Origin of the sequence: Companilactobacillus sp. HBUAS59699 (genome assembly GCF_036913575.1) — a bacterium.
Lineage (GTDB): Bacteria > Bacillota > Bacilli > Lactobacillales > Lactobacillaceae > Companilactobacillus.
On the sequence record NZ_JAYKTV010000002.1, the window covers coordinates 205,093 to 219,804 of the forward strand.

Below are 14,712 nucleotides of genomic sequence, written 5' to 3' on the forward strand. Positions count from 1 at the left end.
TCCTAATTACTTAGACGTTACATATTGTAACATTGACAAGCATTAACACAATAATAATTGTACCGCTAACTTAATTATTTTGTACTATAAACATCTGGCTTCAAGACGCCGACGTATGGCAGGTTACGGTAATGTTCGTTGTAGTCCATACCATACCCCACGACAAAGGCATCAGGTATCTGTACGCCGATATAATCAACTTTTACGTGCTTGATTCTACGTGATGGTTTATCCAAGAATGAAACCAGCTTGATAGAGTTAGCTTCACGTGTCTTAAATAACTTGACCAAACGGTCTAATGTGTAACCAGTATCGATGATATCCTCAACGATAACCACATCACGGCCTGCTAATGAAGTATCCAAATCCTTAATGATTCTGACATCACCAGTAGTAGTAGTATTCTCACCACCATAGCTGGAAACATCCATGAAATCATATTCCATTGGAATATCAACATGCTTGATCAAGTCCATCATAAACATCGCTGCTCCACGTAGGATACAGACAAATAAAGGATTCTTGCCTGCATATTCCTTAGTTAGTTCCTTTCCAAGACGCTCATTTGTCTTTGCAATCTCTTCTTCCGAAACTAATATTTTTTCAATATCCGAATTCATTTTTCTACCTCATCCTCAAAGTCGATTTTCAAAAAATAATTACCTTTTTTTAAATAATCGCTTAATTTATAAATTTTTTCAACCCAAACTACCTGATTATCGAATAATAATATAGGAATTTTGCTTCTTTGATATTCAGGGACCTTTTCATTGATGAATCTCTTACTCAATTTTTGATGTCTGCCTGAATTTATCAACAACTTATCTCCATTACGACGATTCCGCAATATTATTTGTGTCGGTAATTTATCCACAATGATATTGGCTTCTTCTTTAGCACATTCACGCAGAGTTATTTTTTGATCATTCACCAATAGTGATTCATTTATTTTTAACTCGTAACAGTAATCAACCTCGCCCAAGTCGCTTGAAACCAAGAAATCATTATACGATCTGACAAACTTCCAGCCATCTTCTAGATCAACTGATGCATTGGGGTTATCACTAACTACAACATTAATAATTTGTAATACTTGCTTATTGCTGACTGGAATATCCAAATTTCGTGTAAAAAATCCGCCCCAGAACAAAGTCTGCTGATCCGAGTCTAATGTCTGTAAAGGTGATATTTTACCCTCAATTCTGTCAGAAGTGATTTTTATCTTCATAGCACTTTGAATCTGCTGAAATTGAGAAACTGCGATATTTATTAAGGCTGTCAACTGCTGATCAAACAATCTAAAGTGAGATAACATCTGACCATTTTCCTTTTGTAATTCAGGAAAAATATTATTCCTCAATCGATTGCGCATTGTAATGTTCTCAAAGTTAGTCTCATCCTGTACATGATCTATATCATGTTTTTTGGCATATTCACGTAATTGTAACTTAGAAAAATCCAAAAGTGGTCGAACTAGTTGGCCACTCTCAAAAGTACGCTGTTGCTTTAAACTTGTCACTTCATAGACATTTCCCGAGCGAATCATCTTCATCAGAATGTTCTCTGCCAAGTCATTAGCGTGATGAGCTGTCAATAAAGTATCAAACTTGTCTTCATACATGATCTTGGCAAAATATTTATATCTGAAATTTCTACCAGCAGCTTCCATCCCAATGTCATCACTAGGTTGCGAGGTCCACTTAGTTGTATAAAATTGATAATTATTGTTTTGGCAATAGTTTCTCAAGAATTCCACTTCTTGAGCACTCTCAGGTCGTAGATCATGATCAACGTTAACTACTGCAAATGAATTATGATCTAGTACTTTAGAAACAACATCTAGTAATACCATTGAATCAATTCCACCAGAAACGGCTATCAATACCCTTTTAGCATGGAATTTTTTCAAAGTTTTTTTGACAGTGCCCAGGATTTTTTTATCTAATTCCATATTTTTAGCATCCTTCTTCAAAAAATAAAAAAAGCTGAGACAACCGTCACAGCTCATATTTATTCTACTATATAAAAAATTAGCTTCTACGACCGCCACGGCCACCGCGCTTACCTTCAGTATTCTTGCGAATAACGCTCATGCGTTCTTCACTTTCCTTCATGAATCCTGACATCATATCGTCAAAACTCTCAACTGGCTTATGTTGTGGTTTTCTTTCATGATTTTGATACTTAGGTTTTCTTGGTTTGTCTGTCGCTTGCTTGATCGAAAGTGCTATCTTGTGATCTTTCTCGTTAAGAACTAAAACTTTTACGGTATCGCCAACTTTAAGTACATCATGGATGTCTTTTACATAGCCATCAGCAATTTCACTGATGTGTACCATTCCACTTTTTCCTTCACCGAGATCAACGAATGCCCCAAAATTTGTAATTCCAGTAACTTTACCTTCTGTTTTAGATCCTACTTCAACTGTCATCTAAATATAATAGTTCCTTCCCCTATTTTTGAATCGCATTTACACTATCTGGCAAATTATAAACTAATTCACCAGGTTTAGAATACATATATTTTTCCCGAATATATTTTTCTAAGTAATTCTTATCCTTAAGCTGATTTATTTCTACTTTCAAGTCACTCTGTGTTGCCTTTTGCTTATCAAGCTTCTTCTGGTTAACTTCGATCTTTTGTGCCGTAGATGTATACGTCATATGAGCACTGACGATTTGGGAACCCAAAATAAACAAGACAATAGCGAAAAGAACGCCAATAGCAACTAGCCGCCTTTTGTGAACTTTTCTTTCAAAGTTACTGCGACCAGGTTGTGTAGAAGTTTTATGTTGTTTCGGTTCAAGAACTGAAACATTGGAATTTGCCAATTTACGTACTTCCATGCTACTACTCCCCTAGAAATTATTACTTTGAGTATAACAATTTTAGAGAATGTTTTGAACCGATTTTGACCTTTTTTAATCTAATTGCAATCTTTTAATCAATTTCTTCGTACATATCGGCAGAATCAGTCTTTTTAGTAGTTTCTTTAATATTTAATACTTTAATTTTCATAGTTTTCTCACCGAAATGTAATTCAAGTTGGTCGCCAACTGAAACTTCGGTTGATGACTTAGCCACACGATCATTGATCAATGCACGGCCGTTGTCAGCGAACTCCTTAGCAACAGTTCTTCTCTTAATAATTCTGCTTACCTTTAAAAACTTATCTAATCTCATAATTAGTCCTCAATCTTCATGAATTTTGTAATGAACTCGCCCATAGGCAAAATTTCCCATTCACTTTTACTTAAAATCTTTAATTTCTTTGATAATCCCAAATAAATAATTATTCCAATTGGAATCAACACAACACTGATCAATATACTGTGACCACGGCTGAGTGACAAGTAATCTGTGCTGATACTGGCTAATATCTTGATTACGACACCCATGAACAAGCCGACTGAGATCACCTTGATCAAGAAATCTCTGCTCAACAAGAAGACCCCGTTATCGTAGATCAAATACATCCCTACCAAAATAATACATTCACTCAAAATCGTGGCTAAAGCTGCACCAACAATATTAAAGCGTGGAATCAAAATAATATTCAACGCAATTTTACCGATCAATGATGCCACGAACAAAACTAATTTGGCGAGATTCTTCTCATCATCACCACTAGTGATCGCCACCATCAAATTAATAAACGAAACGATCACGATCGACATCATGTAAATGGCCAAGGCTAGTGATCCATCTGCATTAGTGAATAACATCGTGTTGATTTCTGGCATCAAAGCCACTAACCCAGCAGTCTCCGCTACTGCTAACCACAGACAGACACGCATCATCTTTTGAATGATCGTCTTATTGACGTTGGTTTGATTGGTTTCGCGCAACTGCGGCATGATCGTTGAAACAAACGATAATGAAATAACGATACCTAACTGGATCAGTGGCTGTGCCCGGTCGAACACACCTTTTAATATCTCAGCACGATCAACTGGCATCCCACCGTGTAATAACAATCTCAAAATCGTAAATGAGTCAATGAATTGGTAGAAGATCGTAATCCCGGTAAAGACGACGATCAAGAGGATCTCAAGTAACAATCCACGCTCGATCTTAACTTTAATGTTCTTGTCATCTGCTATAAATACTTCTCGTTGCTTGATAAAAGTTACCATCAGCAACAAGACGGCGAATAATCCACCAATAAAGGCACCGCTATTTGCAATTGTGCCCATTTGATAAAGATCAAAGAATCCTTTACCAAACAAAATTGCTGAGCCGATAATAACGATAATTCTAATAAACTGCTCCAAAATTTGTGAAATCGCACTCGGTGTCATTTCCAAATCACTTTGAAAATAGCCTCTGAAAGTTGCTTCAAATGGCACTAGTAAAAAGGTCAACGAGACCGCACGTATTTCCTGATACAGTCTTGGATCTCCCATAAAAATGGCTAAGTATCTAGCCGAACCCCAAAGAAAAATAGTCAATGCTAAACAACCGGCTAATAAGACGAAGAAAGTTAACTTTAATAATTTATTTTTAGCAACTGGTCCGTCTTGCTGAGCGAAAGTCTTAGAAATAACTACTGGTAATCCCGATAATGATAAAACTGAAAAAATACCATAGATTGGATAAACTTGTTGATAAATAAAATATCCCCGATCACCAACGATGTTTTGTAGTGGAATTCGATAGATTGCACTCATCAATTCTGAAAAAAGTGAAGCAATCGTCAAAATCCACGTACCTTTGATGGCTCTTGATACTTCTCTTTTCATTATTAGTTTTTAATTTTTTCTTTCTTTAGTTTGTCGAACACTTTTGCCATTTCCACAGCAAATTTTTGCAATTGTGGGAACCACTCATCTTTTTTAACACTGCCTGAATCCAGTGAAATGCTGAATTCATCATTATTATTATGTACTGTCGCCTTCATTGTTGTATTACCTAAGAATTTGAAAACCAAATCACCGGTTAAGTAATCATTGGCCTTGTTAGAGAACTTGATCACTATCATGCCGCTCTTCATAATGACATTCTTAACTAATGATTCATCTAGTGACGTCTTCAGCAAACTAACATCCAACAAGTTAGAAACTTCTTGTGGATATTCTCCAAATCGATCCAACAATTCTGATCTGACTTCTTGATAATTCTCGTCTGAATCGATTTGGCGGATCCGTTTGTACAACTCTACTTTTTGACGTTCATCACTAATATAAGTAGATGGAATATAAGCATCTAATTCCAAATTCAACTCTGAATTAGTCTTCTCAGCCTTAGTATGACCACGCTTCTTGGCAACTGCGTCATTCAGCATCTGTGTGTATAGATCGAATCCAACTGAATCAATGAAGCCGTGTTGTTGTTTACCAAGTAAATTACCAGCACCACGAATGGACAGATCTCGCATCGCAATCTTGAATCCTGAACCTAGCTCGGTAAAGTTCTTGATTGCTTCGAGCCGCTGCTCACCCACTTCAGTTAGAACCTTGTTGGGCTTATACATCAAATAAGCATAGGCGACACGATTAGAACGACCCACACGTCCACGGATCTGATAAAGCTGTGACAATCCGTATCGATCAGCATTCTCAACAATCAATGTGTTGGTGTTAGGCATATCCACACCGGTTTCAATGATAGTAGTTGTGACCAACACGTCATATTCGCCTGCCAAATAATCGGCAATGACACCTTCCATCTGGGTTTCAGTCATTCGTCCGTGAGCCGTTGCAATTCTTGCATCTGGAACCAGCGCTTGCAATTGACCCGCTACCTGCTCCATGTCATCAACACGGTTGTGCAAGTAGAAGACCTGGCCGCCACGTTCCATCTCACGCTTGATAGCTTGAGCGATCACATCGTAATTTTGTTCCATCACGTAAGTCTGCACTGGATAACGATTGCTTGGCGCTGTTTCGATCAATGACAGATCACGAACTCCTAGCATGGACATGTTCAATGTTCTAGGGATCGGTGTTGCTGTTAGAGTTAATACATCAACATTAGCTTTGAGTTGCTTGATTTTTTCCTTATGCTTAACTCCGAATCGTTGTTCCTCATCGATTATCAATAAACCGATATCTGAAAACTTAACATCCTTTGATAATAAACGATGTGTTCCGACGACAATATCTACTTGACCATCAGCTAATTCTTGAATGATCTCCTTGCTGCGTTTACGAGTTTGGAATCTTGATAATACCGCAATATTGACTGGAAATCCTTCAAAACGATCCTTCATTGTTTCATAGTGCTGCTGTGCCAGCAAAGTTGTCGGTGCTAAGAAGACAACTTGCTTTCCCGCTTCAACGGCTTTGAAAGCTGCTCGCAACGCTACTTCTGTCTTACCAAAACCAACATCCCCAACTAACAAACGATCCATTGGATGTGGTTTCTCCATGTCACGTTTGATTTCATCGATCGAGCGCAACTGGTCTGGTGTTTCTGGATACGGGAAGGCATTGTCGAAGTCATGCTGCATCTCGTCATCCTTAGGGAAGGGATAGCCCTTCTCCGCTTCTCGTTTAGCATAGAGATCAATCAAGTCATCGGCGATATCTTCAATACTAGATTGAACTTTTCGCTTAGTCTTTTGCCACTCGTTACCACCAAGTTTGTTGATCCTTGGTGACTTACCTTCAGCTGAAACGTATTTTTGAACCATATCCAACTGTGAAACAGGAATAAACAGGCGACCGTCGTCACGATACTCGATCGTAATGTAATCTTGATGTTTACCGTCGACTTCCATCGTCTGCATGCCGATGAACTTACCAATACCATGATTGACGTGAACAACGTAGTCCCCTGGTTTGAGTTCGTTATAGCTCTTCAATCGTTCAGCGTTTGCCAAAGTCTGATGACGACGGCGTTTTGGTTGCTTATTGAATAATTCTTTTTCAGTGATGATGGCGACTTTTTCCTCAGGCATTTCAAATCCTAGTCCCAAACTGGCATTCATTATTTGGGTCTGATCTTCGATCACCTTATCGGAAGTAGTCAACGTAGCCTTGATTCCAAAGTCAATCAGAGTATTGTTAATAGCCGAGATCCGTTTTTCATTACTAATCAGTAACAAGATCGTATAGCCCTGCTTCTGCCACCGTTCAACTTCAGACTTTAATAACGGCATCTGACTGAAGAACTGCTGCATACTTCTAACCGGAACATTGTGTAATTGATCGAGTCGAATGTGCCCCATACCTTGTTGAAAAGCTGACATGTAAACTTGGGGATTTTCATTCTTTTTCATCATTTCAATGAAACTTTGTCGAATTACTTGTTCAGGTAAGGCCTTCCCATACTCTAATTGACTAGCCAGCCACGATTGATTATCAGCCTTATTATCATTTGACTGCTCAACCAGACGTGAATACTCATTGAACATGACGATATCATCTGAATTCAAATAATCTAACAAACTGCTAGGTTGATCTAATAGAAAATCAATAATACTTCCCAGATTATCCGGACGCATTCCTTCTGACAATTCTTCGATCATTTGGGCAAAAGTCATCTCTAGATTATTCTTAACTTCTTTTTCCTTATCAGCTGAATCTAGTTGTTTTTCATAACTCTTTTGCAGTTTCTTTAAACCATTCGCAACTTGATCAGACGTGATCACCCGGTCGTTAGCTGGTAAGATCTCGATTTCATCAAGTGTCTCCATGCTACGTTGTGTCTCTGTATCAAAGAACTTGATCTTATCAACTTGATTACCAAAGAACTCGATTCGTACTGGATTATCGACATTCAAAGGATAAATATCGACAATATCACCACGAATGGCAAAGTCACCTGGTTTAGCTACCAACTTGTCTTTTTTATAGCCCATCTGAACAAAAGTTGAGTTCAAATTTTCAAGATCATACTCTTCGTCCATAGCAATCTTAAGTTGTGCTGACTCAAATAATTCTTTTGCTGACAACGCATATTCCAAACCTGCAACTGAAGTCACAACGATTCCTGGTTGGTCACTGACAAGAAAACTCAACGCATCCAATCGTTGACTCAATTCATCTGGTGAACTAGTAGCGATCTCAGTCGAAATAGTTTCTTCCACTGGAAAGATGTGTGTTTGTTCACTATTTAATAAATTCAAATCATCATAGAGGCGATTAGCGTGAAAATTAGTATTTTCGACTATTAATATTTTTTTGTTTTTTTGTTTAAGTGTCTGTAATGCAAATAGGGAAATCGTTGAACCAATCAACCCCGTCAACATGTTCTTAGTTTTAGGTTTAACTTGTTCAATAAATTCCCCAAGATTTAGTTTATTAGATATGAAGTCTATTAAGTTCACGTTTTGACCCCTTTCTGTCAGAGAGTGGAGGAGGGACGGTCAGACCTTGAGCATTACCTAGGTTAAGGATAGTGCCAACGTAGTTGGTGCAATCCTTAACCGTAGTAAGCGCAGAGGTTTGTCCCTCCGGAACTCGTTTTGGAAACTGGATAAGTATGGCGTAAACGAGTTCCAAAAGCCAGATTCCTGCGCCTGCTACGAATAACGAAAGCGCCACTTCGTGTCACTCCCGTTATCCTAGGCAGTGCTCAGAATCTCCCGGCTTTTTCCACTCTCTCTAATTATACTTATTCATCAACTGGTCAAACGTATCTCCATCGATCCAATCTTTAACGGCACTAACGGCATTGTCAATTCCTGTTAAAGCTACTGGTTCTTGATCTTTGGTAAATGGTGTCAACACCCAGTTCACTACGGTTTGTTTGTCTGGATGTTGAATGCCGATCTTTATACGTTTGAAATCTTTTGTACCCATAGATGAAATTATACTCTTAATTCCATTATGACCGCCGGCAGAACCCTTGGCACGTAGTCTAATCTTACCGATCGGCATATCGAGATCATCTTGAATGACCATTATTTCATCCGGTTGGATTTGATAGTATCCTGTCAAAAACTTAACTGCTCGTCCGGATTCATTCATAAATGTTAAAGGTTTAACTAAAAAAATCGTCTCGCCATCGACTTTGAACTTGCAATATTCTGCTTCAAAGTCCTTTTTCATTTGTGTTTGATTATATTCTTCCATTAATTTATCGATCGTCATGAAGCCCATATTGTGCTTTGTACGATCATATTTTTTCCCAGGATTTCCTAATCCAACGATAAGTTTCATATTAATACCTCATTTCAACATGTAATTATATCATGTAAAAAGTGCGATTTTTTCAATTTTTTCACAATCACCCTGTTTATTTTCAGTTATTATTTGTATAATTGGATACGAAACATAATTATTTTCGAAGGGATGATTATAAAAAATGACAACTCCAACAAATGAAAAGAACCACCAAAAGGTACTTCTAGTTGGTGACGGTGCTGTAGGTTCAACATTTGCCTACGCAATGACACTTCAAGGTATTGCACAAGAATTAGTTATTTGTGATATCGCAAAAGACAAGATTAAGGGTGATGCAATGGACCTTGCTGATGCAATTCCATTCTCATTCCCTAAGAACATTCACGCTGGTGAATATTCAGATGCTAAGGATGCTGATATCGTTGTTATCACAGCCGGTGCTCCACAAAAACCAGGTGAAACAAGACTTGACCTTGTTAACAAGAACTTGAACATCTTGAAGACAATCGTTGACCCAATCGTTGAATCAGGATTCAATGGTATCTTCGTAGTTGCTGCTAACCCTGTTGATATCTTGACATACGCTACTTGGAAACTTTCAGGCTTCCCTAAGGAACGTGTAATTGGTTCAGGTACATCACTAGATACAGCTAGATTACAAAAATTCGTTGGTGAAGAATTAGATCTTGACCCTCGTTCAGTTCATGGTTACATCATGGGTGAACACGGTGATTCAGAATTTGCTGCATGGTCACACTTGACTATCGGTGGAGTAACAATGGCAGAATGGATGGAACAACACCCAGAAATCACTAAAGATACTCTAGACAAGATCTACAAGAAAGTTGTTAACGCTGCTTACGACATTATCAATACTAAGGGTGCTACATTCTACGGTATCGGTACTGCTCTTGCAAGAATCTGCAAGGCTTTGCTAAACGACGAAAACACTGTTCTTCCATTATCAAACATGATGACTGGTCAATATGGCGTTTCAGACATCTATATCGGTTCACCTGCAATCGTTAACCGTAAAGGTCTAAAACAAATCATCGAAGTTCCATTGAATGATGAAGAATCAGCACAAATGAAGAAATCAGCTGCAGAACTTGAAAAAATCCTTAAAGATGGTTTTGAAGCTACAGGTATCAAGGGTCGTCAATAATCCTTAATTCCTACCTTAAAGAGTTGAAACAACAGTTTCGGCTCTTTTTTTTTTCACTTTTTTACTGTATCATTGATTCAATTAGAGAAGATTGGATGTGTGATATATGTTAGTTAAATCATTAGTTCTAAAGAAGGAAAAACTCACAACCGTCAAAGAAACTGTCACTCTTGAGGAAGCTTTGAAGATTCTTGAAGATTCAGGTTATCGTTGTGTTCCTATTCTTGATGAAAGTGGTCAAATATTTAGGGGAAATATTTACAAAATGCATATTTATCGTCACAAGTCACGTGGTGGAGATATGAATCTACCTGTTACAACATTGATGAAGAATGCTACTAAGACGATCAGTGTCGATTCGCCTTTCTTCAAAGTATTCTTCAACATTAAGGATCTTCCATATATTGCCGTCCTTGATGAATCAAACTTATTCTATGGAATCCTAACTCACTCCAGATTATTGAGCATGTTATCAGATTCCTGGAATCTTGAGATCAGTAGTTACGTACTTACAGTTAGTTCATCTGGTGATCGTGGTGATCTTGAAAAAATGTCTAAGATTATTTCCAAGTATGTTTCAATCGCTGCCTGTGTGACATTAGATGCCAAGTCTAACGAAGTAGTTCGCAGAACCTTATTCACATTGCCTTCAGGTACTAGCGTCGAGACTTTGAAGGAAATTATCAAGCGTCTAGAAAAGAAGAGTTTCGTCGTTGCTGAAATCGATGATTTGAAATCTGGTAAGATCTTAAATCGTGATACACTTTAATTGCAAAATAAAAACTTGTTGCCAATAATTGGTAACAAGTTTTTTTATACTCAAAATTAATCCATCGATTGCAATTCATAAAGCTCGGAATATAATCCGCCAGATCTCAATAATTCCTCATGTGTGCCTCTTTCAGCGATGCGGCCATGACTTAGAACTAGAATCTGATCAGCGTCCTGAACCGTCGATAATCTGTGTGCAATAGCGATCGTCGTCCGATCATTTCTCATCTTAGTCAATCCACGAGTGATACTCTGCTCTGTCTGCGGATCGATATTAGCGGTCGCTTCATCTAGTATCAAAATCTTCGGATTGCGGACGATCGTTCTGGCAAATGAGATCAATTGTCGTTGACCAGTGGAAAAACTACTTCCACGTTCGATCACCTTGGCATGATACTTGTCAGGTAACTTCTCAATGAAACTATCAGCATCTACAAACCTAGCCGCTTGCTCAACTTGTTCATCTGAAATACTATCATCATACATCCGAATATTATTAGCAATATTGCCATAGAACAAGTATGGTTCCTGAATTACTAAGCCTAGCTTCTTACGTAGTTCAGCTGTCGAATAATCCCTAATATCATGATCATCGATCAATATTTGACCTTCACCAAATTCATAAAATCTCAGCAATATATTAATAATCGAACTCTTACCACTCCCAGTATGTCCTACCAAAGCAATCGTCTGACCAGGTTCCACCGTGAAGGAAATATCCTTCAAAATCGGTTCTCCTGGTACATAGGCAAAAGTAACGTGTCGAAATTCAATTTTGCCAACTTCTATCTTCGCTGCACTAGTTTCATTTTGAACTGGACTAGTCGTCTCATTAGCGAATAACTTCATGATCCGATAACCAGCAACCATCCCATCTTGGAAATACGACATGTAGTTCATAACGTTAGACAGCGGATTAAAGAAGTTTTGTTGGTAAGAAATAAAAGCATATATCACACCAGCAGCTACGATCGTATGTGTACTTTCCAATCCAAAACCACCTAAAGCGATAACTTCCGCCAAAGTGAACATCAGTGTGATAGTTGGATAGAGCAAGAATGAATTAACATTGATCATTTTGTTTCGTTGCGTGAAATACAAATTATTCCGTTGCTCAAATTCGTGGATCATTCGCTTCTGTTGTCCAAATTGTTGAATAATACTGATACCCATCAACGACTCATTCAGCTTAGTATTGATCTGACTCAAATACTCACGTAAGCGTTGATAGATTTTGGAACTCAAACGTTGATACAACCACACCAAGAAGTACAATGCGATAATAAATAACCCTGTTGCCACAGCTAATGTAACGTTAACCGACATCATTGCAACAAACGCCGATATAATTGAAAATGCTGCAACTAAGATCATTAAAAACAACGTCCAAAAATCATACAGAGTCTTCGTATCATTAGTAACTCTAGAAACGATCGAACCCGCCGGAGTTTTATCAAAATAATCCATCCCCAGCGTATGCAATTTATGGAACAACTGGCTACGGATACTCTCCAGTGTCCGCTCAGCTCCCATTGAAAAAGCAAAATTCTGAATGAATTGAACTATTGCTTTGATAATAGTTCCAATAAAATAAACAATCGCAAAGCTCACGATGATCTGAATGCCAGTGTCTTGATGAACCAAATAATGATCCATGTAAAATTGCAACAGTCTCGGCAAAATGATATTAATGACACTCAAACCAATTGCAAAGATTATTGCCGTCAAAAATTGACGTTTGAAAGCCCAGGCAAAACTGAATAGCTTCTTTAAAATCCTACGTTGTTGCTTCCGGGAGAGTGCTTGAATATCGTTAATTGTTTCGGTTTCCTTTTTATCCACGATGATTCAACCTCCCTTCGATTTTGGCATTCTTAGCTTGTAAGTTGAAAGTATCGTAATACCAACCCTTATTGGCTAACAACTCTTGATGTGTACCATGTTCAATAATCGTACCGTGATCTATCACTAAGATTTGATCGGCATATTCAACCGAGCTCAAACGACTAGCAGCTATGATAGTTGTCCCGTTCATTCTATTCTTAGCAATACGTTCCTCAATGTTTCGTTCCGTCTTCGAATCCACAGCCGATAACGAATCATCTAGAATCATTAATTCAGGATCACTCAGAACAGCTCGAGCAATCGCCAAGCGCTGTTTTTGACCACCAGATAACGAGACTCCCAATTCACCAACTTGCGTATCATAACCAAGCGGCATATCAGTAATGTCCGTATCTAAGTCAGCTACATAAGCCGCCGATTCAACCTGCTCTTGTGTAGCATCGATATTCGCAAATCTAATATTGTCACGAATATCCGTTGAGAATAAGAAGTTAGTCTGTGGCACATAACCGATATTATCCAAATAATTATCCAACTTGAAATCACGAATATCATGATTACCAACTGTTATTTGACCATTATAGTGATCAAAGTCCCGCATCAATAGACCGATGATCGTCGACTTGCCACCACCAGTTGGCCCAACTATTCCTAAAGTCTGTCCTGGCTCAAGCTTGAAATTAACATCATTCAAGGCAATTGCCTGATCATCCGGATAATGAAACTTCTTGATTTCAAAATCCAAAGTGCCTTCTGGCGCAGACTTCACCTCATGTTTGGGTGCAACCAGTGAAGACTTCTCGTCCAACAGTTCAGTGATTCGATCATAACTAGCTGAACCACGTTCCAAAATATTAAATAAACTACCGATGGCAAACATTGGCCAGGTTAGTTCAGCCATATAGGTTATAAACGAAACCAATTCACCGATCGTAATGTGAGAATGAATAACTGCTAATCCACCTAGAATAATAGTTATGACATATGAAATACCCATAATTATCGAAGTCAGCGGATCAAACATTGCATCCAATCGATACGACTTCTTATTAGCGTGAATATTCTTATCAACGTAACGATCAAAATCTTGTTCATCCTGTTTTTCTTGTCCCAAGGCCTTGATGACCTTGATACCAATAACACTCTCTTGTGTCTTATTGTTGATACTTGAAAAAGCCGCCTGTGATTTCATAAAAGCATCGTGAATTTTATTGCCCAAGACATTAGCCATAATTGCCAACAAAATCAATGGCAAGATAGCGTAGAATGTCAGCTTCCAGTCCACAAACATCCCCATCGCAAAGATCATCGACAATCCAGTTATCAATGAATCTGCCAATGTCAAAACACCGGGGCCAGCAACCTCACGGACCGCATCAATATCATTCGTAGCGTGTGCCATCAAGTCCCCCGTACGCCACTTCTGATAAAAAGTCGTATCCATCTTCATAAAATGTCGGAATAATCGATTACGCAAATCACGTTCCAAGACGTATGAACTTCCAAAAATCATCTTCTGCCACACAAAACGCAAAAGATATCCCAAAATTGCGACCAAGACTAATAAGAACAAATTAGTCATTAAGAATCTGACCGTCATCGTCCTCTTACTAACCGCATCAACCACCACACCAACGATCCGTGGTGGGATAACATTACAAGCAGCAACCAAAAGCAGTGCGATAACTCCCAAAGAATACTGCTTCCAGCGATGCTTAAAAAACCAACCTAATCTAGAAAAAATCCCCATATTACTTCACCTATCATTAATTAAAAAATTCAATACTAGTTACTTTACACCTTCAAGTGGACTCTAGGGCAATATTTTTGTTTATTATTATTTAAGGACAAGAAAAACA

12 protein-coding genes are annotated in these 14,712 nt (G+C 38.2%); 2 read left to right on the forward strand and 10 right to left on the reverse strand.

Annotated features, from left to right (window positions below; translation table 11 throughout):
* Positions 1-74: 74 nt before the first annotated feature.
* From hpt to pth, 8 genes are all read right to left on the reverse strand, one after another.
* Positions 75-620 carry a hypoxanthine phosphoribosyltransferase gene (gene hpt / locus U8519_RS04690; RefSeq protein ID WP_334329149.1) on the reverse strand — a complete coding sequence of 182 codons (546 nt, stop codon included), beginning with the start codon at positions 618-620 and terminating at the stop codon, positions 75-77.
* A complete protein-coding gene (gene tilS / locus U8519_RS04695) occupies positions 617-1,951 on the reverse strand; it encodes a tRNA lysidine(34) synthetase TilS (protein WP_334329150.1) in 1,335 nt (444 codons plus the stop codon). The genes hpt and tilS overlap by 4 nt, the downstream gene beginning before the upstream one ends.
* Positions 1,952-2,030: 79 nt before the next feature.
* The gene (locus U8519_RS04700) at positions 2,031-2,432 is read right to left on the reverse strand and encodes a S1 domain-containing RNA-binding protein (RefSeq protein WP_334329151.1); all 402 of its coding nucleotides are present in this window, start codon (positions 2,430-2,432) and stop codon (positions 2,031-2,033) included.
* A 22-nt stretch (positions 2,433-2,454) separates the two neighbouring features.
* Positions 2,455-2,847: an FtsB family cell division protein gene (locus U8519_RS04705; RefSeq protein ID WP_334329152.1), complete on the reverse strand. Its 393-nt coding sequence runs from the start codon at positions 2,845-2,847 to the stop codon at positions 2,455-2,457.
* Positions 2,848-2,941: 94 nt separating this feature from the next.
* Positions 2,942-3,184 carry an RNA-binding S4 domain-containing protein gene (locus U8519_RS04710; RefSeq protein ID WP_334329153.1) on the reverse strand — a complete coding sequence of 81 codons (243 nt, stop codon included), beginning with the start codon at positions 3,182-3,184 and terminating at the stop codon, positions 2,942-2,944.
* Between the two features lie 2 nt (positions 3,185-3,186).
* Positions 3,187-4,743 carry a putative polysaccharide biosynthesis protein gene (locus U8519_RS04715; protein ID WP_334329154.1) on the reverse strand — a complete coding sequence of 519 codons (1,557 nt, stop codon included), beginning with the start codon at positions 4,741-4,743 and terminating at the stop codon, positions 3,187-3,189.
* Between the two features lie 2 nt (positions 4,744-4,745).
* Positions 4,746-8,273 (reverse strand): transcription-repair coupling factor, encoded by a 3,528-nt coding sequence (gene mfd, locus U8519_RS04720; protein WP_334329155.1) that lies wholly within the window; start codon positions 8,271-8,273, stop codon positions 4,746-4,748.
* A gap of 277 nt (positions 8,274-8,550) precedes the next feature.
* The gene (gene pth, locus U8519_RS04725) at positions 8,551-9,108 is read right to left on the reverse strand and encodes an aminoacyl-tRNA hydrolase (protein WP_334329156.1); all 558 of its coding nucleotides are present in this window, start codon (positions 9,106-9,108) and stop codon (positions 8,551-8,553) included.
* Between the two features lie 145 nt (positions 9,109-9,253).
* Between pth and U8519_RS04730 the strand changes: the two genes are divergently transcribed.
* Complete coding sequence (locus tag U8519_RS04730; RefSeq protein ID WP_334329157.1) at positions 9,254-10,237, forward strand: L-lactate dehydrogenase; 984 nt, start codon at positions 9,254-9,256, stop codon at positions 10,235-10,237.
* Positions 10,238-10,343: 106 nt separating this feature from the next.
* On the forward strand, positions 10,344-11,006 hold the full coding sequence (gene cbpA / locus U8519_RS04735) for a cyclic di-AMP binding protein CbpA (RefSeq protein WP_334329158.1): 663 nt from the start codon (positions 10,344-10,346) through the stop codon (positions 11,004-11,006).
* A gap of 56 nt (positions 11,007-11,062) precedes the next feature.
* On the opposite strand, the gene U8519_RS04740 is transcribed toward cbpA, so the two are convergent.
* Positions 11,063-12,850, reverse strand: coding sequence for an ABC transporter ATP-binding protein (locus U8519_RS04740; protein WP_334329159.1), 1,788 nt, complete (start codon positions 12,848-12,850; stop codon positions 11,063-11,065).
* Positions 12,843-14,603, reverse strand: a complete 1,761-nt coding sequence (locus U8519_RS04745) for an ABC transporter ATP-binding protein (RefSeq protein WP_334329160.1) — start codon at positions 14,601-14,603, stop codon at positions 12,843-12,845. Before U8519_RS04745 ends, U8519_RS04740 begins: the two co-directional genes overlap by 8 nt.
* Positions 14,604-14,712: the final 109 nt, after the last annotated feature.

Excerpts from the sequence above, each read along its gene's own strand:
- U8519_RS04710 (WP_334329153.1), bottom strand. The coding sequence starts at position 3,184 with ATGAGATTAGATAAGTTTTTAAAGGTAAGCAGAATTATTAAGAGAAGA.
- U8519_RS04745 (WP_334329160.1), bottom strand. The coding sequence starts at position 14,603 with ATGGGGATTTTTTCTAGATTAGGTTGGTTTTTTAAGCATCGCTGGAAG.
- U8519_RS04730 (WP_334329157.1), top strand. The coding sequence starts at position 9,254 with ATGACAACTCCAACAAATGAAAAGAACCACCAAAAGGTACTTCTAGTT.
- tilS (WP_334329150.1), bottom strand. The coding sequence starts at position 1,951 with ATGGAATTAGATAAAAAAATCCTGGGCACTGTCAAAAAAACTTTGAAA.
- pth (WP_334329156.1), bottom strand. The coding sequence starts at position 9,108 with ATGAAACTTATCGTTGGATTAGGAAATCCTGGGAAAAAATATGATCGT.
- U8519_RS04700 (WP_334329151.1), bottom strand. The coding sequence starts at position 2,432 with ATGACAGTTGAAGTAGGATCTAAAACAGAAGGTAAAGTTACTGGAATT.
- hpt (WP_334329149.1), bottom strand. The coding sequence starts at position 620 with ATGAATTCGGATATTGAAAAAATATTAGTTTCGGAAGAAGAGATTGCA.
- U8519_RS04705 (WP_334329152.1), bottom strand. The coding sequence starts at position 2,847 with ATGGAAGTACGTAAATTGGCAAATTCCAATGTTTCAGTTCTTGAACCG.
- cbpA (WP_334329158.1), top strand. The coding sequence starts at position 10,344 with ATGTTAGTTAAATCATTAGTTCTAAAGAAGGAAAAACTCACAACCGTC.
- U8519_RS04715 (WP_334329154.1), bottom strand. The coding sequence starts at position 4,743 with ATGAAAAGAGAAGTATCAAGAGCCATCAAAGGTACGTGGATTTTGACG.